24 protein-coding genes and 1 tRNA gene are annotated in these 23,614 nt (G+C 64.6%); 12 read left to right on the forward strand and 13 right to left on the reverse strand.

Annotated features, from left to right (window positions below):
- Positions 1-6: 6 nt before the first annotated feature.
- Complete coding sequence (locus QQL87_RS02295) at positions 7-1,194, reverse strand: two-component system sensor histidine kinase NtrB (RefSeq protein ID WP_284416003.1); 1,188 nt, start codon at positions 1,192-1,194, stop codon at positions 7-9.
- Positions 1,191-2,186 carry a tRNA dihydrouridine synthase DusB gene (dusB, locus tag QQL87_RS02300; protein WP_502871128.1) on the reverse strand — a complete coding sequence of 332 codons (996 nt, stop codon included), beginning with the start codon at positions 2,184-2,186 and terminating at the stop codon, positions 1,191-1,193. Before dusB ends, QQL87_RS02295 begins: the two co-directional genes overlap by 4 nt.
- A gap of 423 nt (positions 2,187-2,609) precedes the next feature.
- Between dusB and QQL87_RS02305 the strand changes: the two genes are divergently transcribed.
- The 3 genes from QQL87_RS02305 to QQL87_RS02315 all read left to right on the forward strand — a co-directional run bounded on the left by QQL87_RS02305 (position 2,610) and on the right by QQL87_RS02315 (position 5,474).
- Positions 2,610-3,791: a bifunctional 2-C-methyl-D-erythritol 4-phosphate cytidylyltransferase/2-C-methyl-D-erythritol 2,4-cyclodiphosphate synthase gene (locus tag QQL87_RS02305; protein ID WP_284416002.1), complete on the forward strand. Its 1,182-nt coding sequence runs from the start codon at positions 2,610-2,612 to the stop codon at positions 3,789-3,791.
- 405 nt (positions 3,792-4,196) lie between these two features.
- The gene (locus tag QQL87_RS02310) at positions 4,197-4,808 is read left to right on the forward strand and encodes a CinA family protein (protein ID WP_284416001.1); all 612 of its coding nucleotides are present in this window, start codon (positions 4,197-4,199) and stop codon (positions 4,806-4,808) included.
- Between the two features lie 156 nt (positions 4,809-4,964).
- Complete coding sequence (locus tag QQL87_RS02315) at positions 4,965-5,474, forward strand: hypothetical protein (protein ID WP_284416000.1); 510 nt, start codon at positions 4,965-4,967, stop codon at positions 5,472-5,474.
- A gap of 461 nt (positions 5,475-5,935) precedes the next feature.
- Here QQL87_RS02315 and QQL87_RS02320 read toward each other — a convergent pair whose 3' ends face one another.
- Positions 5,936-6,283: a YjiS-like domain-containing protein gene (locus QQL87_RS02320; RefSeq protein ID WP_284415999.1), complete on the reverse strand. Its 348-nt coding sequence runs from the start codon at positions 6,281-6,283 to the stop codon at positions 5,936-5,938.
- 327 nt (positions 6,284-6,610) lie between these two features.
- Between QQL87_RS02320 and QQL87_RS02325 the strand changes: the two genes are divergently transcribed.
- Complete coding sequence (locus QQL87_RS02325; RefSeq protein WP_284415998.1) at positions 6,611-6,931, forward strand: hypothetical protein; 321 nt, start codon at positions 6,611-6,613, stop codon at positions 6,929-6,931.
- An 84-nt stretch (positions 6,932-7,015) separates the two neighbouring features.
- Here the strand turns inward: QQL87_RS02325 and QQL87_RS02330 are convergent, their stop codons facing one another.
- The 3 genes from QQL87_RS02330 to QQL87_RS02340 form a co-directional block, all read right to left on the reverse strand.
- Positions 7,016-7,510 carry a hypothetical protein gene (locus QQL87_RS02330; protein WP_284415997.1) on the reverse strand — a complete coding sequence of 165 codons (495 nt, stop codon included), beginning with the start codon at positions 7,508-7,510 and terminating at the stop codon, positions 7,016-7,018.
- A 112-nt stretch (positions 7,511-7,622) separates the two neighbouring features.
- Positions 7,623-8,180: an HD domain-containing protein gene (locus QQL87_RS02335; protein ID WP_284415996.1), complete on the reverse strand. Its 558-nt coding sequence runs from the start codon at positions 8,178-8,180 to the stop codon at positions 7,623-7,625.
- A gap of 31 nt (positions 8,181-8,211) precedes the next feature.
- A complete protein-coding gene (locus QQL87_RS02340) occupies positions 8,212-8,457 on the reverse strand; it encodes a hypothetical protein (RefSeq protein ID WP_284415995.1) in 246 nt (81 codons plus the stop codon).
- A gap of 550 nt (positions 8,458-9,007) precedes the next feature.
- Here QQL87_RS02340 and QQL87_RS02345 point away from each other — a divergent pair.
- Positions 9,008-10,270 (forward strand): methyl-accepting chemotaxis protein, encoded by a 1,263-nt coding sequence (locus QQL87_RS02345; RefSeq protein ID WP_284415994.1) that lies wholly within the window; start codon positions 9,008-9,010, stop codon positions 10,268-10,270.
- Between the two features lie 362 nt (positions 10,271-10,632).
- Here QQL87_RS02345 and QQL87_RS02350 read toward each other — a convergent pair whose 3' ends face one another.
- The gene (locus tag QQL87_RS02350; RefSeq protein ID WP_284415993.1) at positions 10,633-11,106 is read right to left on the reverse strand and encodes a type II toxin-antitoxin system RatA family toxin; all 474 of its coding nucleotides are present in this window, start codon (positions 11,104-11,106) and stop codon (positions 10,633-10,635) included.
- A gap of 10 nt (positions 11,107-11,116) precedes the next feature.
- Positions 11,117-12,076 carry a lipoyl synthase gene (gene lipA / locus QQL87_RS02355; RefSeq protein ID WP_284415992.1) on the reverse strand — a complete coding sequence of 320 codons (960 nt, stop codon included), beginning with the start codon at positions 12,074-12,076 and terminating at the stop codon, positions 11,117-11,119.
- 135 nt (positions 12,077-12,211) lie between these two features.
- Here lipA and QQL87_RS02360 point away from each other — a divergent pair, with 135 nt between their 5' ends.
- Positions 12,212-12,850, forward strand: coding sequence for a DNA-3-methyladenine glycosylase (locus tag QQL87_RS02360; protein ID WP_284415991.1), 639 nt, complete (start codon positions 12,212-12,214; stop codon positions 12,848-12,850).
- An 81-nt stretch (positions 12,851-12,931) separates the two neighbouring features.
- Here the strand turns inward: QQL87_RS02360 and QQL87_RS02365 are convergent, their stop codons facing one another.
- From QQL87_RS02365 to QQL87_RS02385, 5 genes are all read right to left on the reverse strand, one after another.
- Entirely contained in the window at positions 12,932-15,796 is a 2,865-nt protein-coding gene (locus QQL87_RS02365) for a valine--tRNA ligase (protein ID WP_284415990.1), read from the reverse strand.
- A gap of 302 nt (positions 15,797-16,098) precedes the next feature.
- Positions 16,099-16,866, reverse strand: coding sequence for a PopZ family protein (locus QQL87_RS02370; protein WP_284415989.1), 768 nt, complete (start codon positions 16,864-16,866; stop codon positions 16,099-16,101).
- Between the two features lie 379 nt (positions 16,867-17,245).
- Positions 17,246-18,631: a TolC family outer membrane protein gene (locus tag QQL87_RS02375; RefSeq protein ID WP_284416433.1), complete on the reverse strand. Its 1,386-nt coding sequence runs from the start codon at positions 18,629-18,631 to the stop codon at positions 17,246-17,248.
- A 282-nt stretch (positions 18,632-18,913) separates the two neighbouring features.
- Positions 18,914-19,579, reverse strand: a complete 666-nt coding sequence (locus QQL87_RS02380) for a protein-L-isoaspartate O-methyltransferase family protein (protein WP_284416432.1) — start codon at positions 19,577-19,579, stop codon at positions 18,914-18,916.
- 146 nt (positions 19,580-19,725) lie between these two features.
- The gene (locus tag QQL87_RS02385) at positions 19,726-19,911 is read right to left on the reverse strand and encodes a hypothetical protein (protein ID WP_284415988.1); all 186 of its coding nucleotides are present in this window, start codon (positions 19,909-19,911) and stop codon (positions 19,726-19,728) included.
- 256 nt (positions 19,912-20,167) lie between these two features.
- Between QQL87_RS02385 and QQL87_RS02390 the strand changes: the two genes are divergently transcribed.
- The 6 genes from QQL87_RS02390 to QQL87_RS02415 all read left to right on the forward strand — a co-directional run bounded on the left by QQL87_RS02390 (position 20,168) and on the right by QQL87_RS02415 (position 23,592).
- Positions 20,168-20,242: transfer RNA gene (locus QQL87_RS02390), tRNA-Asn, on the forward strand.
- Positions 20,243-20,443: 201 nt separating this feature from the next.
- On the forward strand, positions 20,444-20,947 hold the full coding sequence (locus QQL87_RS02395; protein WP_284415987.1) for an NUDIX domain-containing protein: 504 nt from the start codon (positions 20,444-20,446) through the stop codon (positions 20,945-20,947).
- Between the two features lie 33 nt (positions 20,948-20,980).
- Positions 20,981-21,832, forward strand: a complete 852-nt coding sequence (locus tag QQL87_RS02400; RefSeq protein ID WP_284415986.1) for an EamA family transporter — start codon at positions 20,981-20,983, stop codon at positions 21,830-21,832.
- A 221-nt stretch (positions 21,833-22,053) separates the two neighbouring features.
- Entirely contained in the window at positions 22,054-22,500 is a 447-nt protein-coding gene (locus QQL87_RS02405) for a response regulator (protein ID WP_284415985.1), read from the forward strand.
- On the forward strand, positions 22,497-22,973 hold the full coding sequence (locus QQL87_RS02410; RefSeq protein ID WP_284415984.1) for a response regulator: 477 nt from the start codon (positions 22,497-22,499) through the stop codon (positions 22,971-22,973). Before QQL87_RS02405 ends, QQL87_RS02410 begins: the two co-directional genes overlap by 4 nt.
- A 439-nt stretch (positions 22,974-23,412) precedes the next feature.
- Positions 23,413-23,592: a hypothetical protein gene (locus QQL87_RS02415; protein WP_284415983.1), complete on the forward strand. Its 180-nt coding sequence runs from the start codon at positions 23,413-23,415 to the stop codon at positions 23,590-23,592.
- Positions 23,593-23,614 lie beyond the last annotated feature (22 nt).

The raw sequence follows: 23,614 nt of genomic DNA on the forward strand, positions 1-23,614 counted from the left end.
TGGTCCTCAATTTGATCCCTGAGAGGCATGCAACGACGTCCCCGAAACGTCATCGCCAATGCTGTTTTTTGGGCCGTGATCTGGTTGTTTGCTCGCGCTGTACATCGGCATCAGCACCCGGAAGGTCGTCTTGCGCGGCTGCGACTCGCACTCGATGATCCCGCCATGGTCGCCGATGATCTTGGCGACCAATGCAAGACCGAGGCCGCTTCCGGTCGGCTTGGTCGTGACGAACGGATCGAACAAATTGGGCATCAGGTCTTCCGGCACGCCGGGGCCGTTGTCCTTGACGCAGAACTCCAGCGGCAGCGACACCCGCGACTTCTTGCCGGGCACCGACAGCCGCACGCCGGGGCGGAACGCCGTGGTGAGCTGGATCTCCGCATCCGAGCCGAGGTCGACGACGGCTTCCGCGGCATTCTTGACCAGGTTCAGAAACACCTGGATCAGCTGATCCTGGTTGGCGAGCACCGGCGGCAGCGACGGATCGTAGTCCTCGATGAAGCGGATGTTGCGGGCGAAGCCCGACTGCGCCAGCCGCTTCACGTGATCGAGCACGGAGTGGATGTTGACCGGCCCGCGCGCCACCGGGCGGTCGTCACCGAACACCTCCATGCGGTCGACCAGGGTGACGATGCGGTCGGCCTCGTCGCAGATCAGCCGGGTCAGCATGCGGTCCTCGGACGAGGCCTGCTGCTCCAGCAATTGCGCGGCGCCGCGGATGCCCGACAGCGGGTTCTTGATCTCATGCGCCAGCATCGCGGCCAGCGCGATCACCGAGCGCGCGGCGCTGCGATGGGTGAGCTGGCGGTCCATCTTGTCGGCGATGGTGCGCTCCTGCAGCATCACCACGATGTGCCCCGGCCGCTCCGGCAGCGGCGCGACGTGCAGGTCGACCAGCCGGTCGGCGCCGGTGCGCGGCGTGCCGAGATCGACCTTGTACTCGTTGACGGGTGCGTTTGTCGTCCGCACCTGGTCGATCAGCGCCAGCAGCGGAGAGCCGAACGGCACCAGCTTCTTCAGCGACTGCCGCTGCAGGAACTGCGATGAGGAATCGAAGAACGATTCCGCCGCCATGTTGGCGTCCATGATCATGCCGTCCGGGCCGATGACCAGGACCGGATTCGGCAACGCGTTGAGGATGGCATCGCCATCGGATGGAAGGCGCTTGCGCTGTTCTGCGGCTGAGCTCATGCGGCTGCACTCCAGGCAAAATCGTCGAAGGCGTCACGCAGCGCCCGATGCACCAGGGACGGCTGCTCGGATGTCAGGATACGATCGCGCCAGGCCTTCAGTTTACCGGCTGGCGCGTTGGCAGACCGGGCGGCCACGTCGAGCCCCCAGCTGAGATGCTTGCGGGCGTGGCGCAGGCCGACACGCTTGCCATAGTGGCGGCAGATCTCGTCGTAGAGTGCGGTCAGATAAGCGAGCTGCCGAGACAGCTCCGGCGCGCCCTCTTCCACGCCACCGTCGAGACGGCGGCCGATCTGGCCGGGCAGCCAAGGGGCGCCTTGCGCGCCGCGGCCGATCATGACGGCGTCGGCGCCGGAGGCGTCGAGCGCCTCGCGCGCGTCCTCGAAACTCGTGATGTCGCCATTGACGACGACCGGCAGGTCGACCGCGTCCTTCACGGCGCGCACCGCGCTCCAATTGGCCTCGCCCTTGTAGAACTGCTGGCGGGTGCGGCCGTGCACGGTGATGAGCTGCACGCCGGCGGCTTCGGCGCGGCGCGCCAGCTCCGGCGCGTTCAGGCAGCGCTCGTCCCAGCCGAGCCGCATCTTCAAGGTGACGGGCACGTCGACCGCCTCGACCGTCGCCTCGATCAAGGTCAGCGCATGATCGAGATCGCGCATCAGGGCCGAGCCCGACTGGCCGCCGGTGACGTGGCGCGCCGGGCAGCCCATGTTGATGTCGATGACATCGGCCCCGCCGTCAGCCGCGACCTTGGCACCCTCGGCCATCCAATGCGCCTCGCAGCCGGCGAGCTGCACCACATGCGGCCCGACGCCGCTGGCCTCGCAGCGCAACCGGGATATCCACCGCCCTTTGACGAGATCGTCGCTGGCGGTCATCTCGGACACGACGAGGCCCGCGCCAAGCTCAGCCGCGAGTCGGCGGAACGGCGCGTCGGTGATCCCCGACATCGGCGCAAGGAGAGCCCGATTCGCGAGAGAAACCTCGCCTATTGTCAGAGGCTTGGCGGCAGTATTTACCGAACCGGTCACGGACGACTCTTCAAGCTCATGGACGCATCATTGCGTCTGCTCTGCACTCTCAAGCACAATTCTTGGGCAGTCAAGCGTCATGCCTACACTTTAGCCAAGACTTCCCGCATTTCAAGTGCAGTGCAGCAAAATATGCTTGTTCGGCAGTCATGGTAAACCCCGCAGCCGCCGGTTTTTTGCATGGCTCGGGATGCCTCGATCACGCCGTGGCGCATCTCTGGCGGGAGTGCCCGCGTTTTCGTCACCTCAGATGCGCACGAATGCGTCGGGATCGCCGTCGCGCGCATGCCATGTGTGATCGCGCTCGCTTAACAATGTCCGCAGATGTAAGAAGCCGCCAACCTACCCCTCATGTTTCCCAAGTAGCATCGATAGCCTGTTCCCATGACGACTTCTCAGCGGACTGCAGCCATTCTCGTCGCGGCCGGCCGGGGCCTGCGCGCCGGTGCCGGTGGTCCGAAGCAATACCGCACCATCGGCGGCCGCACCGTCATCCATCGCGCGCTCGCGGCCTTCGCCGACCATCCCGAGGTGACCGTGGTGCAGCCGGTGGTGAATCCCGATGACATCGACGTCTTCAATGCCGCCGTCAGCGGCCTGCGGCACGCGGCGCCCGCGCATGGCGGCGCGACGCGGCAGGCCTCGGTGCTGGCGGGCCTGGAGGCGCTGGTTCCGCACAAGCCCGAGATCGTGCTGATCCATGACGCCGCGCGCGCCTTCGTGACGCCGGCCGTGATCTCGCGCGCGATTGTCGCGGCCGGCAAGACCGGCGCGGCGATCCCCGTCGTGCCCGTGACGGACACCATCAAGGAGGTCACGGCGGACGGCGACATCACCGCGACACCGGAGCGGGCAAAACTGCGCATCGCGCAGACGCCGCAGACCTTCAAGTTCGACGTGATCCTGGAGGCGCATCGCCGCGCCGCGCGCGACGGGCTCACCGAGTTTACAGATGATGCGGCGATTGCCGAATGGGCGGGATTGACCGTCACGACCTTTGAGGGCGATGTTGCCAACATGAAGCTCACCACACCGGAAGATTTCGTGCGCGAGGAAGCGCGGCTCGCAGCAGCGCTCGGCGACATCAGAACCGGCACCGGCTACGACGTGCATGCCTTCGGCGAGGGCGACCATGTCTGGCTGTGCGGCCTGCGCGTGCCGCATAGCAAGGGCTTCCTGGCGCACTCCGACGGCGACGTCGGCCTGCACGCTCTGGTTGACGCCATCCTGGGCGCTCTGGCCGATGGCGACATCGGCTCGCACTTCCCGCCGTCCGACATGAAATGGAAGGGCGCTTCCTCCGACCAGTTCCTGAAATACGCCATCGAGCGGGTCACCGCGCGCGGCGGCCGCGTCGCCAATCTCGAGGTTACGATGATCTGCGAGCGCCCCAAGATCGGCCCGCTCCGCGACCAGATGCGCGCCCGCATCGCCGAGATCTCCGGCGTCGACATCTCGCGCATCGCCGTCAAGGCCACCACCAGCGAGCGCCTCGGCTTCACCGGCCGCGAGGAAGGCATCGCAGCGACCGCGAGCGCGACGATCCGGCTGCCGTGGGGTGTGTAGTTGCGACCAGATTGAGCTGAGCGATGCGGCAGACGACCTCGACCGTTGTTATTGGTCGACGAGATTGAACTATATGAGGTGAGAGTCGAACTCTTACTTTACGATGCCTGAATCGAGTTCTCACCGCGATCGCGGTGCGCTCCCTCGCCCCGTTCTTCACGGGGAGAGGGTTGGGGTGAGGGGCAGCCGCACGGGAAGTGCGTGTGGAGAGACCTGCACCCCCTCACCCGGATTGCATCTTGCGATGCAATCCGACCTCTCCCCGCTTCCGCCTTCGCTCTTCGAGCTACGGCGGACAAGGGCGGGGAGAGGTGGAGATCGCGGCAGCGCTTCGAACTCATCGAACGCGGTCTCATTCGGTGCGGTGAGTTCTGAGGTAGCTATCAGTTCGAGGACGAGCGGGACATGGCGAGCGAACGTCAAATCGGCTCCACCAGCGCGCTGGCCCGCTCGCTGCTCGACCTGTGCCGGTCGCGCAAGCTGATGATCGCGACCGCGGAGTCCTGCACCGGCGGCCTGGTCGCTGGTGCGCTGACCGAGATCCCCGGCTCCTCGGATGTCATCGACCGCGGCTTCGTCACCTATTCCAACGAGGCCAAACGCGCCATGCTCGGCGTCGAGGCCTCGACCCTGCAGACCTTCGGCGCCGTCTCCAAGGAGACCGCGATCCAGATGGCGGTCGGCGCCCTGGAGCGCGCCGATGTCGACCTAGCGGTCGCCATCACCGGCATCGCCGGCCCCGGTGGCGCCACCCCCGGCAAGCCGGTCGGCCTGGTCCATTTCGCCGTCGCCGCCCGCGACGGCCGCATCACCCACCGCGAACACCGTTTTGGTGCCATCGGCCGCAGCGCCGTCCGCACGCGCTCGGTGCTGGAAGCCCTGCGCCTGCTGATGGAGCTGGCCCGGCCGCAGGTCGCCGCCAAGCCGAAGCGCGCCGCTGCCACCCGGCTCCGCCCGCGGGTGGCCCGCACGCCAAGACTGCATCCGGTGAAGCGACCACGGCGGCCACGAACGTAGGGACTCGCGATGTGCCCTGCCCTCGCCACACCGTCATCGCGAGCGCAGCGACGCGATCCAGTCTCTGCCAGAGCATCCATACGAGATTGCGTCGCCCCAATCGCTTGGCAAAAACGATTGAGGAGCTCTGCCTAAACTACTGATCGGAAATCGTCCATGGGTGAACGCAACTACTACCTCTGCCAATTTCTATTCGACGGGCAACGCCCCTACGTCATTTGGGCGTCGAACAATACGGACGAGTTGATACGTCTGTCGAATGGAAAGATCGCTACTTTCCGAGACGAAAGCGGGGCCGCCGAGTTCTGTCGCGTGGCTGGCATATCGCTCATGACAGAGCCAGCCGTGGTCTATGACTTCGATTGTATTGCAGCGTGGTGTACGAATGCTGCGACTCGGGATATTGATCCCGCGGCATTCCTCGATGCCTGGAACATGCTCGATGACGCGAACAGCTTTAAATCAGGCGTGCGTAGCCTTCACGAGCACAGTTCGAGTGAGGCAGGATACGTTTACGACAAGTTGTTCTGGGCCAATAATCTTCCCTCCGCAACTCCGATCGGCACGCACTATCATCCAGCTTGGTCCGAGGAAGACATGAAGCAGATGTCCCGCATATTTCGTTTGGGTCTCGCGGAGTTGCGCGCCAACATCGACATGTCGTAGCTCATCGGCGGGGTACGCAGCAAAAATGTAGTCCGTATGGTGGCGGCAACGATGCACCGGAATGGTGGGCACTGCGCGCTCATACAGTCGCGCACAATACGAAAGACCTTGGCGCGCCTTTGCCCACCCTACACGTCTCGAGCTCTCCAGAACGGATGGCGACGCCGGGCTCGTCCAATCCGGACGTCCTTAGCAACCTCGCGCAATACAAGGCTCTCGATCAAATGGGCAAGGCAGTGCTGCCGCCGCATCCTCCGTCGTCATCCCCGCGCACGCGGGGATCCATACCCACAGGGCGGCGTTTGGCGGCACATCCGTGGCTACGATCTCGTCTCACCACATCTGCCGCGGAGTATGGGTCCCGGGTCGGCGCCTGCACGGCGCTTCGCGCCGCTCCGGCTGGCCCGGGACGACAGCGGTGGGAGAGCGGCGGACGCTCCTGGTTGGCCGACGCATTCGCTTCACGCGCGCCAGAACGGACGGCGGCACAGCCTCCGCGCCTCCTCGCGCGTCAGGCCATAATCCTCCAGCGACTCGTCGGCCATCCACGGCAGCTCCCTGGCGAAGCGTCGGCGCTCGCGCCAGCGCTCCCACCAGAGCCGCAGCAATGACGCGGGCTTGGATCCGCCGTGGATTCGATGAGGAGCCGGTCGCGCCAAGTAGTAGACGTTGGCGCCGGGCTCCGACGAGACGGGATGGCTCGACGAGAGATCACGACGGCGCGCGAAGAGCTTCGCTGATCGCGAGACGTCACGAAATGCGCTCGCCTTGATAGCGCTGAGGCTTGGATCGTCGGTCGTGCTCGGCATTGCGGGCTCCCCTGGAAGCGAAGAATCCTACCGGCAACAAAAAAGCCGCCAGGTTCCTGGCGGCTGTTCGGATCAAATGCTGCAATCGTCAGATTGTGCGCGATCCTCCCGCCGCCCGCGAGCTACGGTGCGTCCAACGACCAAAACGATGAGCGGCGACGGTGATCATGCCCGGCTCTATAGCCCGTCCATCTGGGGTTGTCATCCCCCCGGAATGCTGGGAACGCAGACGGAGCACCTCGCGTGCTGCGAAGAACTGCGCTATCGTCGCCTCAGGTTTCGTCTCGTACCTGGTCAAGCTCGCGAGCGTATGTCGGCGACAGCACAATGGGCATCACGATCTGCGCCAAGCACGGCCGCGTCCCGTTCGTCGAAACCTGCGGACATGTCGCGCAGCAGATCGAGCAGCGGACAGCTCCGACCGGCCGTCAGCTTACCATTCTTGGCCACCTCTTCGTCTGCGACGCCTGCTTCGAGCAACTCGGCTTCGATCGCTTCGCAAGCCTCGCAGAGATGCCGTTCGAGGACGCAATCGACGTCGATGATGGTCGTTGGCAATTGTACGACTCGGCCTATGATCGCCTGGAAGGCCGAACGACGTTCTGCCTGGACTGCTTTCGCGACCTCAGCCCGAATCGTGATCCATGATCCGCATCTTGTTACGATGACAACGCGGCACTGTCGCGCCAAGCTCGGATATCCATCACGGGTGACCTCTCAGATGACCCGCGCCTACATGTCGTCTCTCACCCCGAACCAATGATCGCCTAAGGAGAAATAGCTGTATCTCGCTGGCTTGTCGGAATTGAGGGGTGACGTGTCACCGTGGAAACGACAGACTTCAACGTGAATTGCGCCACCTGCCCAACCCGAGGTCCAGACCAGAATACATGTGCTTGGGTCTGGACCATCAGAGCGTGTCGCTGAAAGTGCTCCGAGATCGGCAAGGATCGATTGATAGAGGGCGTAGCGCTGCAGCGAGATCTCAGGAGTTGGCGGTTGCTGCGGCAGGCCAATCGATATCGTTCGTACGCCCCACGGCGCAACTTCTCTGATCTTCTCATCCTCGATCAGCATGGCGCGCAGTCGCTCATAGCCGTCACGCTTCATCTTGAAGCGTTCCGCTACAGCTTCGTTCGCGGGATGCTCCGTTGCGAGGTGCCAGGTCACGATCCCCGTCAATGACCCAAGCAAGAACAAACCAATTGCCAATCCCAATCGTCTCATCGTGAACTGCTCTCCTGAGCAGGCTGGGACGCAATCAGGTTGCGCCGCATCGGCAACGACTTTTGTCCGAGCATTTTGGCAACCGATGGCGCTGCCAGGGCCATTGATGTTGTCAGTCCGGAAACGCGGCCACCGTGCGCGCGAGCTGCCGCGCCAGAGACCCCGGAAGAGCCTCATCGAAAATCCCGCTCAGCGTGCGGTAGTACCAGATCGTGCCGGCGCGTCCGCCGCTGAAGCGGCTCCAAACGGCTTCGCCGACGTCATGATAGTCCTTCGCGATCGCCTCGGCGGGGTCGACCTTGTCGGCGAGCGAGACCAGCAGGGATGATGCAGGCTTGTCTGGCAGCTTGGCGAGATAGGCCTCCTTGCGCGGACGCCAGGCCGGCTTCGGGTCGTCCCAGGCATCCGTGCAGTCCGCGACGATCTCCGCGACCTGGTCGCCAAAGCGCCGGCGGATCTCGTCCAGCGTGGGCTGCCCGCCCTGGTCCTCGGCGGCATCGTGCAGCAGGCCGGCGATGGCCTGGACCTCGGTGCCGCCTGCCGTCAGCACGCGGCTGGAGACGCTGAGCAAATGCGCGATGTAGGGAATCGCGCTCCCCTTGCGCAGCTGGTCCCGGTGCAGTTGCGCAGCATAGACCAGCGCGTCGTCATACAGTTGGGAGAGTGGCATCGGCTTGCTTTCTACAACGGCTGACGCGGCGTCAGCCCAACATGTCATCTGTCGCGATCACGCGCAGTGTTTCAGTCATTCGGCCCGCGGTCGAGCCTTCCCACGGCCAACCCGCCGGGCAAATCAGTTCGTTCCTCGCGCCTTGAAAGCCCGGCGTCATGCGCTGCGCCGGAACACGAATTTCGTCAGCGCTTTCAATGGCCGACTCCCTGTCCAGTCCCTCCCGCAAAAATATTTGTATTTCGCTTTTTCGAAATTCGTGGTTCCCTTCCCTCATCCCGCCTCGGCACGAGGGGCGTATCGCGATCGTCACGACACGCGAGGTGGGGAGGCGATGGCCGCCGATGGGTCGTCGCGCGTCATGGACGTGCGGACGAACGGCTCTTGGCGGACGTGAAGTCGCAGCGTCCTGACACCCCGAAGCTGGTGTCACGCCGGTGGTGATGATGATCCGCCGGTCACGGGGGCAAGACAGCCGGTCCCCGGGGAGACTGCGTATAAGCGTGAAGACCATCGCGCAGGGAATGCCGGAGTTCGGCTGAACCTGTGGTGACTGCCGCCTGCTTTTTTGCTGCAGGCGGGCCATGGGTTGCGGCCAGCGCCCGGCATTCCCTGCGCCCTCGTGTTTCAGAGGGCCCGTCGAGATCCACAGCCCCGGGCGTCGTTGCGCCGCGGGAGATGCGCTGCGCGCCAGCAAGCCCCCCCTGTCCGTATTTCAGGATCGCGCCGCCCGATGATTATCGTCGGCGATCCCGCCCGAAAGGTTTTGGTTAATTTTGCCCTGCTACGTCTGTCGCATTCTTCTCTGACAGTGGATTCGGGACCCCATGGCTTTCTTTTCCGGCAAGTCGGCTGATCGTGTGCACAACCTTCTGATGGCCGAGCTGTTCGAACGCCATCGCGACGCCATCCTGGTGATGTCCGAGGGCAAGATCATCGCCTGCAACGAGTCTGCGGTCCGCTTCGGTGGCTTCCGCAGCAAGCAGGACCTGCTGTCGCGCTCGCCGGCGGCGATGGCGCCGGAGGTCCAGCCCAACGGCAAGAAATCCGCCGACATGGTGCGCGAGATGGACGCCAAGGCCAAGCGCGAGGGCCATGCGAGCTTCGAGTGGACCACCAAGCGCGCCGACGGCAGCCCGGCGCTGGTGCAGATCACCCTGGTGCCGACCCAGATCGAGGGCCAGACCTACGTCTTCAGCTTCCGCCGCGACCTCTCCGACCTCGTCGCCGCGCGCGAGGAGAAGAAGCGCGCGCTGGACCGGATCGCCAAGGATTTTGAAACCAGCGTCGGGGCCATTGCCAATGCGATCTCCGGTGCCTCGCGCGAGGTGGAGACCACGGCGGCCTCGCTGACCACCACGGCGGACCAGGCCGCGCAGCGGGTGGCGCTGGTGGCCTCGGCGTCGAGCTCGGCCTCGTCCAACGTGCAGTCGGTGGCCGGCGCGACCGAGGAGCTGTCGAGCTCGGTCAGCGAGATCAACCGCCAGGTCGCGACCTCCTCCACCATCGCCGCCGAAGCGGTCGAGGCCTCCTCGCGCACCAACGACCTCGTCAACAGCCTCGCGGATGCCGCCGCCAAGATCGGCGCCGTCACCGACATGATCAACGCGATCGCGAGCCAGACCAACCTGCTGGCGCTGAACGCGACCATCGAGGCGGCGCGCGCCGGTGATGCCGGCCGCGGCTTCGCCGTGGTCGCCTCGGAGGTGAAGAGCCTGTCGAGCCAGACCGCGAAGGCGACCGACGAGATCAGCGCGCATATCAGCGCGATGCAGCGTGCCACCAGCGACACGGTCGCCGCGATCCAGGGCATCGGCGGCACCATCGGCCAGATCAGCGAGATCGCCAAGACGATCGCGACTGCGGTCGACCAGCAGGGCCACGCCACCCAGGAGATCGCCCGCTCCGTCAGCCAGGCCGCCAGCGGCACCCGCGAGGTTGCCACCAACATCGGCTCGGTGAGCCAGACGGTGGAATCAGCGGGCGGCGCCGCCCGACAGATGCTGGGGGCTGCCGGCCAGCTCGCCAGGCACGCCGACGATCTGCGCGGCAAGGTGAAGGACTTTTTGACCGCCGTGCAGGCGGCGTAGGGTTTTGATCGCAGGCCTGCACGCCCGCGATCAGACCGGCTCCGCGACATTGTCGCGGAGCAGCTGTTTGAAGACGTAGATAGGATTAGGAACGACGGCATCGCAGCAGCGCCGTCTCACTGTGAGTTGGCACACTGGCGCCTCGCCCTCCGCTGTCGTCCCGGGCAAGCCGCAGCGGCGCAAGGCGCCGCGGAGGTGCCGACCCGGGACCCATACGCCGCAGCGGATGTGATGAGATGAGATCGGAACGACGGGCGTGCCGCCACACGCGATCCTGTGGTTATGGGTCCCGGCGTTCGCCGGGACGACAGCGGAGATTGAGGCGCGGTCGGAGATCAATCGCTGGCAGCGATTAACGAGCCTTACGTCGACGACACCGCCGGCTTGCGGCCGTAGATCGCGTCGGCGCGCTTCTCGAACGCCGCCGACATCCGCGCGAAGATGGTGTCGAACATCGAGCCCATCAGCATCGCCAGCATCCGGCTCTTGAACTCGTAGGCGATGAAGAACGTCACCTCGCAGGCGCCCTCGCCTGTTGGCTCGAAGCTCCAGCGGTTCTCCAGGCTGGAGAACGGCCCGCTGACATATTCGACCAGGATCTTGCGCCCTGCACGATCGAGCGTGACGCGGCTGGTGAAGGTCTCCTTCACGAGCTTGAACGACACCGTCATGTCGGCGACGATGACCTCGGTGCCATCAGGCTTCTGGCTGCGCTGGCGCACCACCAGCTTCTCGCACAGCGGCACGAATTCGGGATAGCGCTCGACATCGGCGACGAGGTCGAACATCCGCTCGGCCGTGTGCGGCACGCGCCGCTTGTTTGAGAATCTCGGCATCTCGTCTCGATCAGCGCGCGAGCGCGGCGCGCGCGGCCTTCAGCTTGGCGAAATCCTCGCCGGCATGGTGCGACGAGCGCGTCAGCGGGCTCGCCGACACCATCAGGAAGCCCTTGGTGTAGGCGACGGTCTCGTAGTTCGAAAACTCCTCCGGCGTGACGTAGCTCATCACGGCGTGGTGCTTCTTGGTCGGCTGCAGATACTGGCCGATGGTGAGGAAATCGACCTCGGCCGAGCGCAGATCGTCCATCACCTGCAGCACCTCGTGGCGCTGCTCGCCGAGGCCGACCATGATGCCGGACTTGGTGAAGATGGTGGGATCGATCTCCTTGACCCGCTGCAACAGCCGGATCGAGTGGAAGTAGCGCGCGCCGGGGCGGACCGACAGATAGCGCGACGGCACGGTCTCGAGATTGTGGTTGAAGACGTCGGGCTTGGCGGCGACGACCTGCTCCAGCGCGCCGTCCTTGCGCAGGAAGTCGGGCGTCAGCACCTCGATCGTGGTGGTCGGGCACTTCGCACGGATCGCGCGGATGGTCGCGGCGATGTGCGCAGCGCCGCCGTCGGCGAGATCGTCACGGTCGACCGAGGTGACGACGACATGGGCGAGGCCGAGCTTGAAGGTCGCTTCCGCGACATGCTCGGGCTCGCCGGCGTCGAGCGCTTCAGGCAGGCCGGTCTTGACGTTGCAGAAGGCGCAGGCCCGCGTGCAGGTGTCGCCCATGATCATGAAGGTGGCGTGCTTCTTGTCCCAGCACTCGCCGATGTTCGGGCAGCCGGCCTCCTCGCACACCGTCACCAGGCCGTTCTCGCGGACGATGTTGCGGGTGTCGGCATAGCCGCGGGTGGTCGGCGCCTTGACGCGAATCCAGCTGGGCTTGGCCGGCGAGATCGAGTCCGGCCGGTTCGCCTTCTCGGGGTGGCGCGGGCGCAGCGGCTCGCTGGAGACGGTATCGATGATGGTGACCATGGGATCCGTGCAAATCTCTGTTGCGCCCTAGCTATTCCGTGGCGGGGCGCGCCGCAACCGGCTGGCCGAGGATACCAGGGCATGGCAGATATGGGCAGCGCCCCAAGCGCTGATCGAAGCGGATTTCCGAGAGAAATGGCGCGAAAACCGGCAAAATCCCCCGGGGTTTCACGGCCTCGGCGCCATGGCGCAGGCCAACGGCTGACGCGGGCGTTCTTCGCCCGCGACGTGCTCGATGTGGCGCCGGACCTGATCGGGGCGACGTTCCTGGTCGACGGGGTCGGCGGTGTGATCGTCGAGGTCGAGGCTTATCACCACACCGACCCGGCAGCGCATTCGTTCCGGGGGCCGACGCCGCGCAATCAGGTGATGTTCGGCCCGCCCGGCTTTGCCTATGTCTACCGCTCCTACGGCATTCACTGGTGCGTGAATTTCGTCTGTGAGCCCGAGGGCTCGGCGAGCGCGGTGCTTATCCGCGCGATCGAGCCGACCTTCGGCGTGGACGAGATGCGGCGGCGGCGCGGGCTGGAGGACGTCCGCACGCTGTGCTCCGGCCCGGGCAAGCTGACGCAGGCGATGGGCATCACGATTGCGCACAACGGCCTGGCGCTCGATGCTGCGCCGATCGAGCTGTTCGCACGGCAGGCCGATGTCGAGGTCGTCACCGGCGTGCGCATCGGCATTACCAAGGCCGTCGATTTGCCCTGGCGCTTCGGCCTGAAGGGCTCGCGCTTCCTGAGCAAGCCCTTTCCGCCGTCATCGCGAGGAGCGTAGCGACGAAGCGATCCAGGGGCTTCACTGGGAGTCTGGATTGCTTCGCTGCGCTCGCAATGACGGTAGAGAGAGAGCGTCGTGTCAGACGCCCTGCAACCTGGACAGCGCGTCCTGGAACTTGGCCTTGCGGGCCAGTGCCGCGTCGCGCTTCTCCTTCTCCTCCTCGACGAGCTCCTCGGGCGCGTTGGCGACGAACTTCTCGTTGCCGAGCTTCTTGTCGACGCGCTCGATGTCGGCCTCGGCCTTGGCGATCTCCTTGGTCAGGCGGGTGCGCTCGGCGGCGAGATCGACGACGCCCTTGAGCGGCAGCGCGGCGACCTCGCCGCGGACGACGAGCTGAGCGGAGCCATCGGGGGCCGAGTCGGCGAACGACAGGTCGGCGACACGGGCGATTCGCTTGATCGCCTCGAGCCAGCGCGGCGCACGGGCCTTGGTCTCAGCCGAGGCGCCGACGAGAACGAGCGGGATCAGAGTCGAGGGCGGGATGTTCATCTCGGCGCGCACCGAGCGGATCGAGCTCATGAGATCGACCACCCAGCCGATCTCACCCTCGGCCGCCTCGTCCTTGAAGGACGCGGCATCGAACGAGACCAGGATCGGCGGCACCAGCGGATCACCGAAGCTCGCCGCCGACAACGCGGCGATCTCGGCGAGAGTCGGCGCATCGGTGCGGTGCGGCCAGGGCGACAGGGTCAGCAGGCCGTCGCGCTTGGCGGTCGACTCCCACAGCGCCTCGGTGATGAAGGGCATGAAGGGATGCAGCAGCTTGAGGATCTCGTCGCGCGCCCAGGCGACCATGGCGCGGGTCTCGGCCTTGGCCGGGCCGTCCTCGCCGAGCAAAGTCGGCTTGGAGAGCTCGACATACCAGTCGCAATAGACGTCCCAGACGAAGCGGTAGATCGCATTGGCCGCGTCGTTGAAGCGATAGGCCTCCAGCGCGTCGGTGATCTCCCGCGTCGCCGCGGCCGCCTCGTGGGCGATCCAGCGGTTGAGGGGCTCCTTGGCCGCGGCCGGGTCGAAGCCTTCCGGCACCGTGCAGCCGTTCATCTCAGCGAAGCGGCTGGCGTTCCAGAGCTTGTTGGCGAACTTGCGGTAGCCGTCGACGCGCTGGGTCGACAGCTTGATGTCGCGGCCCTGGGCGGCCATCGCGGCCAGCGTGAAGCGCAGCGCATCGGCGCCGTGCTCGTCGATCAGCGCCAGGGGATCGATGACGTTGCCCTTCGACTTCGACATCTTGGCGCCCTTCTCGTCACGGACGAGCGCATGGATGTAGACGGTCGAGAACGGCACCTCGCCCATGAAGTGCAGGCCCATCATCATCATGCGGGCGACCCAGAAGAAGATGATGTCGAAGCCGGTGACCAGCACGTTGGTCGGGTAGTAGCGCTTCACCTCAGGGGTGGCATCGGGCCAGCCGAGCGTCGAGAACGGCCACAGCGCCGAGGAGAACCAGGTGTCGAGCACGTCCTCGTCGCGCGTGATGAAGCCCTCGCGCTTGTTGCGGTCGAGCGCCATCTCGCGCCCCTGCTCGGCGCTGATGACCTCCTGCTCGACGTAGTAGGCGATGGCGTGGGAGACGGCCTCCTCCTCGGTCTCGGCGACGAACGCCTTGCCGTCGGGTCCGTACCAGGCCGGGATCTGATGGCCCCACCACAGCTGGCGCGAGATGCACCAGGGCTGGATGTTCTCCATCCACTCGAAATAGGTCTTCTCCCAGTTGCGCGGCACGAACGTCGTCGCGCCCGACCTAACGGCTGCGATCGCCGGCTGCGCCAGGGTCTTGGCGTCGACGTACCACTGGTCGGTGAGGTATGGCTCGATGACGACGCCGGAGCGGTCGCCATGTGGCACCATGTGTGTGTTCGGCTCGACGCGCTCGAGGAAGCCGAACGCCTCCAGCCGCTCCAGGATCTTCTTGCGCGCGGCGAAGCGCTCGACGCCGTGGAACTCGCGGGCGAACTCCTCGGAGCCCTCGGGCAAGCCGCGCAGATAGTCCTCGTTGTCGACGAGGGCGACACAGCCCTCGCGATCGAGAATGCTGATCTGCGGCAGGCCTTGGCGGCGGCCGACCTCGAAATCGTTGAAGTCGTGCGCCGGCGTGATCTTGACCGCACCGGTGCCCTTCTCCGGATCGGAATAGGTGTCGGCGACGATCGGGATCTCGCGCCCGACCAGCGGCAGGATCACACGCTTGCCGACGAGGTGCTGATAGCGCTCGTCGTCCGGATGCACGGCGATAGCCGTGTCGCCGAGCATGGTCTCCGGGCGCGTGGTGGCGACGACGATGAAGCTCGTGGGATCCTCGGGGCTGAACGTCCTGCCCTCGATCGGATAGCGCAGGTACCAGAGGTTGCCCTTGACCTCGAGCTGCTGGACCTCGAGGTCCGAGATCGCGGTCAGCAGCTTCGGGTCCCAGTTGACCAGGCGCTTGTCCTTGTAGATCAGGCCGGCGCGGTGCAGCTCGACGAACACCTTCACGACCGCCTTGGACAGGCCCTCGTCCATGGTGAAGCGCTCGCGGCCCCAGTCGCAGGAGGCGCCGAGGCGCTTCAGCTGGTTGATGATGGTGCCGCCGCTCTCGTCCTTCCACTGCCAGACGCGCTCGAGGAACTTCTCACGCCCCATCTCGCGGCGGCCGGGCTGCTGGCGCTCCATCAGCTGGCGCTCGACCACCATCTGGGTCGCGATGCCCGCATGGTCGGTGCCCGGCTGCCACAGCACGTCGCGGCCGCGCATACGCTCGAACCGGCACAGGATGTCCTGCAGCGTGTTGTTGAGCGCGTGCCCCATGTGCAGCGAGCCGGTCACGTTCGGCGGCGGGATCACGATGGTGAAGGGATCGGCGTCGCGGCGATCGGGCCGGCCGGCGGAGAACGCGCGGGCATCCTCCCAGATCAGGGACATGCGACCTTCGAGGTCGGCAGGCTGATAATTCTTATCGATCATGACATTTCCAGCAGCCGCAGGGCCGCCGTCCAATCCGGTCTATCGCGGAACTTGTCCGGGTCTTCGGTTGCGACCTGAAAAAGCTCTCGCAAGCTGTTGGTGCTTGGGCACTTTTCGGACTGATCTCCAGCCATCGATCGCGCGCGCGTGTCACGCCTCGATCCGCCGGCCGGCATCAGCTTGAACGGGCTAGAAAGCCGCCGCGGGCCGCCAAGTCAACAGCGGCGGCAAACAATGCCCGATATGCCGGACCACGGCAGAGCTCCGACGTCCGTGCCGGACGGATGAGCGCAACGGCAGGCTCAGCGGCCGCCGCGCGAGACCCGCTCGATCTCCGCCTTGACGATCCGCTCGACCAGCGCCGGGAGGTTGTCGTCCAGCCAGGATTTGAGCATCGGCCGCAGCATCTCCTTGACGAGATCCTCCAGCGTCCTGGCGTTGTTGCTCAGCACGGTGTTGGCGAGCGCGTTGAACGCCGACTCGACCGCGTTGACCGTATTCGTCGACAGGATCGGCTGCTTCGGCGGCGCCGGATCGAACGAGGTCTCGAAGCTCGGTGGCCGCTGGTGATTCTGATGGCTGCTCTGGTTGACCCGCCCGGACTCGATGAACTCGATGTCGTCCTGCGGATCCACCTTCCGGAAGGACGCAGCGGCGGGAGCCGGGCTGGGAGCTGGAGCGGGGGTCGGTGGTGCCACGGCCATGTCGTCCGTCAACTCGAGTACTTCTGGTTCGGGATCGGGCTCGGGCTGCGCCGGCCGAACCTCTGCGACCGGAGTCGTTTCATCCAAACCCGCCAGCAATGCGTCGATATCGTCCTGGTTGTTGCTCGCGGCAGCCGGCGGCGGCGGGGGCGGCGGTGCCGGTTTGGCAGGCGCCGCCGCTGCAATCTTCGACGGCGGAATGTCGTTCATCACCGGCTTTGGCGCCGGCGCGGCGGCCTTCGCGGGCTCCGGCGCAGCGGCCTTTTCCGCCGCCGGCGGCTTGCCCTCATCGTCGGCAATAATACGCCGGATCGACGCCAGAATCTCCTCCATCGAGGGTTCTTGGACCTTTGCAGGCTGCGTCATTTCCGACTCCAAATCAGCGACACCGCCGCTCTCGTCCGCTCGGCGCTCCAGTCCCGGGCGCCAGGTCCAAGCGGCTTGGACTTCTCAAAGAACATGCCGACTTGTCTCCAGACGACGCCTTATCGATGCAAAACAACAGAACGATACTGCCCATGTCGGAGACTATTCTTGGGGGAACTTCCGACGTAGTCCGAATCGTTCGGCGGCCATTTTGAGGCTATGTCATGGCAACAAATGAATGCAAGCAACGCCCGCGGCGAACCGGTGGAGCACGGAGTTCGCCGGGCAAGCGTCGCGCAATCATCACAACTACAGCATGTGCCATAAAAAAATCCCCCGGCCAAGGACCGAGGGATCAGCTTCGATGTTTAAGATTCGACTAACGGCCGTCCGGCGTCCGTACACCCGCCCAATTGTCCCGGACCTGCTGGTAGTGCACGCTGGCATCGTACGTGGCAGTCGGCAGGTTCAGCACCTGCGGAGACAGCCGTCCGACGGTCTGGAGCACCGAATAGGATGCGACCACACGATCGTGCTGGGCGGTCACCAGCGAGACCCGTGCATTGACCAGCGCCTGCTGGGCGTTGAGCACGTCGAGCGTCGTACGCTGCCCGGCCTTCGCTTCCTCGCGAACGCCATTCAAGGCAATCTCGGACGCCGAGACCTGGGCCTGTGCCGACTGAACCTGAGCCTTGCCCGCGAGCAGCTTGCCCCACGCCGATACCACGTCGGACCGAGCCTGATCCCGCGTCTGCTCAAGAACCAGACGCTGCTGCGCCAGCGATTCTTTGGATTGGCGGATCAGGGAGTACTCCGCGCCGCCCTGATAGATCGGCACGTTCAGCTGTGCGGTCGCAGCGGCGTTGAAGGCGCGATAGGACGTCAGAGCCGTCTCGTAGGACTGGGTCGCCGATGCCTGCAGAGTCACGGTCGGCAGCAACGCGCCTTCCTTGATCTTCACGTCCAGGTACTGGACGTCGATGCCATACATGGCCGAGGTCACGCTCGGGCTCTCGGTCAAGGCGGTTTCGATGGACTGCTGCAGGGTCGAGGGCAGATAGCGGTCGACCGGTGATCCCGGCGCCAGATTTTCAGGATCGTTGCCGATGATGCGGCGGAAATTCGAGCGCGTCGCCGTCAGATTGGCTTCGGCCGTGAGCTGCTGGGTGCGGCCGGCTGCAAGCTGCGCCTCGGATTGCGCCACGTCGGTGCGGGTCACCTCACCGACGTTGAAGCGATCCCGGGTCTGCTTGAGAGTCTGTTCGAGCACGCGCGTATTGCTGCGCTGGACCTCGACGATCGCCGCATCACGCAGATAATCCATGTAGATCGTCGCGGCCTGCAGGAGCACCTGTTGCTCCAGAACCCTGAGAGCCTCGCGCTGACCTGAAACATTCGCCTCAGCCTTGCGGACGCCGTTCGCGGTCTGCTGGCCATTATAGAGCGTCTGGTTGACCGTCAGGCCGACGCTGCGCGGCCGCTGCGCGCCGTGCACGGCCGGCGTGGCAGGTGCGGTTTGCGCGTCCGTATAAGAATAACCCGCCGACGCCGTCAGATTGACCTTGGGCCGATATCCAGAGAGCGCCTGCGGCACGCCTTCGTCGACCGCACGGGCCTGGGCCCGCGACGCGTTCAGTTGCGGGTTGTTCTGATAAGCGCGCACCAGCGCAGCCTCGATCGTGTCGGCAAGCGCAGGCACCGGTCCCGCACAAGCCATCACGAGAACCGCAGCCGCCGCCGCGGTGACGAGCTTCACCCCAAACATCCCTGTTCCATTCTCTTGTGACCGGCTCGAACGCCAGAGCCGGGCCGTAACCTGTTGAAGAGACTCCCGCGCACCTCGCACCTTATTCTCCATGCAAGCGCAACGGAACCACCCTCGCCCGGAACTCATGCTGAAATCTCTCAACGTGCAGCATCCGGGCCACACTTCTGATTTGAAACAGAATTTTGACTGCCCGACGCCGCGAAGACGACTCAGCAGGGTCCCATTGCGCACACGACCACCGCATGCGCATCGAGTCCCCCAAGGACCTTCGAGGACGCCTTAGAAAACGAACTCAGGAACCCGTTCGAGACCGGGAACGACCGGCGCCGCAGCATCGAACAAGACCCTGCTGCCAACGTCACCATGCGATCGCGTAAAGATCATGGCGCGGGCGGGCCGGTTCTTCGCAAACACGCCGACCAGGCGACCGCCGTCCTTGAGCTGGCGACAAAGTCCGTCCACAGCGATCTCGGTGGCTCCGTTCAGGAGAATCACGTCGAAACGGTCGTCGGCCGGATCTCCCTGCACGGAGGGCGCGACGCGAATCGTCACCGGGCAGCCCGCAATACCGGCCAGCAACTGCTTGGCCCGCCCTTCCAGGGCCGGGTCGGCCTCGGTCGCCGTCACACTGCCGGCAAGCTTTGCGGCGAGCGCAGCGAGATAACCCGTCGCACAGCCGACGATGAGCACACTGTCCGTCGGCTTGATCTCGGCGGCCTGGAGCAGTTTTCCGGTCAGCATCGGCTTGATCAGAAAGCGCTTCGGAGCGCCGCCTTCGGAAACATCCAGGTCCAGATCGAGATAGGCGAGCGCCTGCCGGTCAGCGGGAACATAGGCCTCCCGAGGCACGGTCAACAAAGCATCCAGCACGCGGTGATCGGTGACGTCGTTGGTCCGGACCTGACCATCGACCATTTTTTGGCGCGCCGTTGCGAAGGAAGACATGAGCAGACCTGCAAGCAAAGCGGATGAACCGCGAACGATCTGCGCAATCTTTTGGTACAAGGCATCCGAAAACGCAACACGCGGTTCAAATGCGGTGTGTGCGATGCCCGCGGACCAGCACCCGATTCCGGCTATGCACCCGGCGACTACTCGATCACCACGGCCAAACGGCCGATCAGCTGCACGATCTCGTCGAGGTGCCCCGAATCGCCCCGGGTCACCGCATCGGCCAGCCGGGTCAGGCACTCGTCATCGCTGAGACGCTCGACCGGATCGGGAATCAGCGAGGGGGCGGCGATCGGTTGGGTGAACTGGATGATGGTATTCGGCATCTGACAACACTCCCTGACACCGGCGTTGGCACGTCGGAACAACTATCGGTGGCGGTTTGCTCCCCTCCAAGTGAAATTCTTGTCATCCAACTGTGGGCGGCGGCTGCCCACCGATCGCTCAAAAGCGGTGTAAGCCACTGAAAATTCAAAAAGTTGCTCGCAGCCCCGCAATTGTCACCAAGATGCGATTTCGTTCTATGCAAGCCGAAAAGGCTTTGTTATACGCAGCGCCGTTCGCGAAGATTTCTTCGCTTGTTCCTCGGTAGCTCAGCGGTAGAGCATTCGACTGTTAATCGAATGGTCGCTGGTTCGAATCCAGCCCGGGGAGCCATTCTGGCCATGCCGAATGGTTCTCGATCCTCCTCAAATCATTGATCGTTGCGGCCGGCAGGCCCCGGGCGCGGCCCAACAGGTGCACCCCGACGGCCTGGATGGGCGAGGTGTCCATCAAGGGAACCGGGGTGCCCGCTGTCTTGACGGCGCATGAGCGCTCGGGCAAGCGGAGCCGACCTCTTGCAAGCGACGATCAGCGATGCCGATTTCCGACCATCTCAAGGCCGTCCGGAGCAAGATCGGCCACGATCTCTTGGCGACCACCGCCGTCTCCATCTCCGTATTCGACGACACCGGCCGAATCCTGCTGGGGCGCGACGCAGAAACGAATCTCTGGACCCTGCCCGGCGGCGCCATTGACCCCAACGAACATCCGGCAGACGCGGCCAGCCGCGAATGCTTCGAGGAGACTGGACTCGTGGTTCGACCGCAGCGCCTGCTCGGCGTTTTCGGCGGTCCCGAGTTCCTCATCCGCTATCCGAATGGCGATGTGACCTATTACACCGTAATCGCCTTCGAAGCGGTCATCGTGGGCGGAGCGCTCATGCCCGACGGCGACGAGATCGCGAGTCTGCGATTCGTCGATCCACAGGAGTGGGAGCAGCTGCCAGTATCCCCATCGAGCCGAATCATCTCGCGGCAGGCCTTCGCTCGCGACCAGGTCCCCTATTTCACCTCGGCGAGCTGGCGGCCCGAGAGCTGACCTCGGCACGTTGAACAGCAAAGCCCTGCGATAGTGGACCCCCTCGCCGCGATCCTGATGCTCCTGGCCGGCCTGCTTCACGCGACCTGGCATGCCATCGTCAAGACCGGAGCTGGAGCTGGCCTCTCGATCCTGGCCGGGATGGGTCTGGTGAGCAGCGCGGTGGCGATGCCCGTGTTGTTCTTCGTCCCGGCGCCGTCCGCATCGACCTGGCCAATCATTCTCGCCTCGCTCGCCTTGCATGCCGGATATAAGGCCAGCCTCGCAACGGCCTATGGCTCAGCCGAATTCGGGCGCTGCTATCCGATCGCCCGCGGCACCGTGCCATTGTTCGCAACGCTGTTCGCCTATGTCGGGCTGCAGCAGCTGCCCGGACCGGGGCAACTCATCGGCATCGCCGTCATCGTTCTCGGCATCCTCGGACTTGCGCGCGACCGCATCCACGGCCCGATCGAACGCCGTGCGCTCTGGGCTGCGATCGGGGCCGCCGCGATGGTGGCCGCCTACTCGGTCGTCGATGCGTCCGGCACCCGTCAGCCGGAGGGCTGGGCCTCATTCACGGCGTGGATCATCGTGCTCGACAGCATCGTGTTCTTCATCGTGGCGGCGGCATATCGAGGGCGGGCAATCCTGGCGGATCTCCGTCACGCCCTGCTCTCCGTGCTCGTGGCGGCACTGTTGGGCCTCACCTCGTTTGCCGTGTTCCTATGGGCGGTGAGCCGCAATCCGATCGCCAACGTCGTGGCCTTCCGCGAATGCAGCGTTCTGTTTGCGACCTTACTTGGCGTGTTGTTCCTGAACGAGCGCGTGACTGCACGACGGCTTTGCTGCGCTGCGCTGATAGCAGCGGGCCTGATCACCGTCGCGTTGCTGAAGCCGGCCTGAACGGCACCCCATCGGCGCTGCTCGTCCACATCATGATTTCGTCTTCATGAAATCGTGCACACGACGTCGCAATTCAGCTCGGCGAAGTGATCACCCCGTAAAACTCCTGGTTGCAAATTTGAAACAACTAATTCAGTGTTAATTACTTTGTCATTTGCGAGTCCCAGTCATTGTCCTTGTAGCGTGAGAGTCCTTCAGTCCCGCTGATACTGAGGTGGCCCATGCCTACTGTTCTCATTATTGATGATGATTATGCCATGCGCGCTGCGCTGGAAACCTTGTTGAAGAAGAAGCGGTTCTGCGTGTTTCTCGCGCCGGACGGACCGACCGGCATCCGACTGATCGACAGCGTCTCGTTCGATGCTGTCGTCATCGACATGTTCATGCCGGGCATGGATGGAATTGCAACGATTCGCGAGCTGATCAAGGTCGACCCCACCGTGCCGTTCATCGCGATCTCTGGCTACGCCTTCACCGACAAGAAGCAGGGAGCTCCCGACTTCCTCGGCATGGCGATCAAGCTCGGAGCGACGGCGGCGTTGCAGAAGCCGTTCGACATCCTCGATCTGCTCGAGGCCGTCGACAGCGCGATCGAGGTTCGTCAACGACTACTGATCGAAGCCCGACAACCTGGCTCCGAATCCATATGTGTCAGGGAAGCCTCATGACAAACATTCTGGTTGTCGATGACGAAGTCGGCGTCTGCTGTGTCATCCAGCATCTTCTGGTTCGTGAGGGGTACGCCGTCACGGCCGTCACAGACGGCCGGCTGGCCATGGATGCGGTGGCACGCGACGATTTCGCCGCGGCGCTGATCGATCTCAATCTGGCCGACATGGATGGTAACGACGTCATCCGGGCCGCACGCGCGGCTCGGCCGAACATGCCGATTGTGATGATGTCGGGCATGGTGTTGGAGTCCGGCCAGGGGCCTGCCGACTTCCTCGGACTTTCGGCCCGGGTGGTCGGCCTGCACCGTCTGGCGAAACCGTTCAAGCCGCGAGATCTGTCACAGTTGATGCGCGACATTCTCGCCCAAGACACCGTTGCCCAAGACCCCGTTGCCCACGACATCGTTGCCCAAGACAAGATTGCGCGAGACATGGTGCCTCTCGGCGTCGCGGCGATGACCCGGCAGTAGCGCGGATCGCCGCGGCAGCTCGTCGTCACGGTGCAGCGCACCTCACGCGTCTCCGAACCTGCAGCTTGCCAATCTGCCGGATCGTTCCGCACGTCTGCCCGAAGTCTGACGGCGATTCGTCCTCCCGCAAGCGAATCGCGCGTCGGGTGCGGCTCGGCAAGACCCGGCAAGAAGCGGAGGGCCGCCGTTCGTCAAGGTTTCCTCTGCCTCGTTCCCTTCTCTGGTACCTGTCCTGCGACGCAGCCATTCACGAGCGATGAAGTTCCTTGGAGATGTGACGTCGTTCACACCAGGCTCGCGCAGACTGAGGTACCGTTCTCGACGAAACGCACCGGTAACCAATTAGGTCTTCCGTGCCGGATCGTTAGAATTTGAATGATCCGCTCAATTTGAACACAGTGGAGCTTTGCCATCGTGCGTGCAGTAGCGCGAGGTCACGATGAACGAAGCCGAATACGAATTGTTGATGGACGTTGTAAGAACGGCTATTGCGCCCGAGCCCGAGATCGATTCCATGGCCCGCTTGTTTTCAATTTTTCCGCTTCCCAAGGCTGCCAACGACAATCACGGCGCTTGGCCGCTGATTCCGTTCCCTGAGGGCTGGTTCGCGGCCTGCTGACGGGATTCGGCCGCGGGTATGC

Origin of the sequence: Bradyrhizobium sp. SSBR45G, assembly GCF_030159255.1 — a bacterium.
Classification (GTDB): domain Bacteria; phylum Pseudomonadota; class Alphaproteobacteria; order Rhizobiales; family Xanthobacteraceae; genus Bradyrhizobium.

Bases quoted from the DNA above. Each gene is read 5' to 3' on its own strand.
- QQL87_RS02295 (WP_284416003.1), bottom strand. From the start codon at position 1,194: ATGAGCTCAGCCGCAGAACAGCGCAAGCGCCTTCCATCCGATGGCGAT.
- QQL87_RS02305 (WP_284416002.1), top strand. From the start codon at position 2,610: ATGACGACTTCTCAGCGGACTGCAGCCATTCTCGTCGCGGCCGGCCGG.
- QQL87_RS02310 (WP_284416001.1), top strand. From the start codon at position 4,197: ATGGCGAGCGAACGTCAAATCGGCTCCACCAGCGCGCTGGCCCGCTCG.
- QQL87_RS02315 (WP_284416000.1), top strand. From the start codon at position 4,965: ATGGGTGAACGCAACTACTACCTCTGCCAATTTCTATTCGACGGGCAA.
- QQL87_RS02320 (WP_284415999.1), bottom strand. From the start codon at position 6,283: ATGCCGAGCACGACCGACGATCCAAGCCTCAGCGCTATCAAGGCGAGC.
- QQL87_RS02325 (WP_284415998.1), top strand. From the start codon at position 6,611: ATGGGCATCACGATCTGCGCCAAGCACGGCCGCGTCCCGTTCGTCGAA.
- QQL87_RS02330 (WP_284415997.1), bottom strand. From the start codon at position 7,510: ATGAGACGATTGGGATTGGCAATTGGTTTGTTCTTGCTTGGGTCATTG.
- QQL87_RS02335 (WP_284415996.1), bottom strand. From the start codon at position 8,180: ATGCCACTCTCCCAACTGTATGACGACGCGCTGGTCTATGCTGCGCAA.
- QQL87_RS02340 (WP_284415995.1), bottom strand. From the start codon at position 8,457: ATGAGGGAAGGGAACCACGAATTTCGAAAAAGCGAAATACAAATATTT.
- QQL87_RS02345 (WP_284415994.1), top strand. From the start codon at position 9,008: ATGGCTTTCTTTTCCGGCAAGTCGGCTGATCGTGTGCACAACCTTCTG.
- QQL87_RS02350 (WP_284415993.1), bottom strand. From the start codon at position 11,106: ATGCCGAGATTCTCAAACAAGCGGCGCGTGCCGCACACGGCCGAGCGG.
- lipA (WP_284415992.1), bottom strand. From the start codon at position 12,076: ATGGTCACCATCATCGATACCGTCTCCAGCGAGCCGCTGCGCCCGCGC.
- QQL87_RS02360 (WP_284415991.1), top strand. From the start codon at position 12,212: ATGGCGCGAAAACCGGCAAAATCCCCCGGGGTTTCACGGCCTCGGCGC.
- QQL87_RS02365 (WP_284415990.1), bottom strand. From the start codon at position 15,796: ATGATCGATAAGAATTATCAGCCTGCCGACCTCGAAGGTCGCATGTCC.
- QQL87_RS02370 (WP_284415989.1), bottom strand. From the start codon at position 16,866: ATGACGCAGCCTGCAAAGGTCCAAGAACCCTCGATGGAGGAGATTCTG.
- QQL87_RS02375 (WP_284416433.1), bottom strand. From the start codon at position 18,631: ATGTTTGGGGTGAAGCTCGTCACCGCGGCGGCGGCTGCGGTTCTCGTG.
- QQL87_RS02380 (WP_284416432.1), bottom strand. From the start codon at position 19,579: ATGTCTTCCTTCGCAACGGCGCGCCAAAAAATGGTCGATGGTCAGGTC.
- QQL87_RS02385 (WP_284415988.1), bottom strand. From the start codon at position 19,911: ATGCCGAATACCATCATCCAGTTCACCCAACCGATCGCCGCCCCCTCG.
- QQL87_RS02395 (WP_284415987.1), top strand. From the start codon at position 20,444: ATGCCGATTTCCGACCATCTCAAGGCCGTCCGGAGCAAGATCGGCCAC.
- QQL87_RS02405 (WP_284415985.1), top strand. From the start codon at position 22,054: ATGCCTACTGTTCTCATTATTGATGATGATTATGCCATGCGCGCTGCG.
- QQL87_RS02410 (WP_284415984.1), top strand. From the start codon at position 22,497: ATGACAAACATTCTGGTTGTCGATGACGAAGTCGGCGTCTGCTGTGTC.
- QQL87_RS02415 (WP_284415983.1), top strand. From the start codon at position 23,413: ATGAACGAAGCCGAATACGAATTGTTGATGGACGTTGTAAGAACGGCT.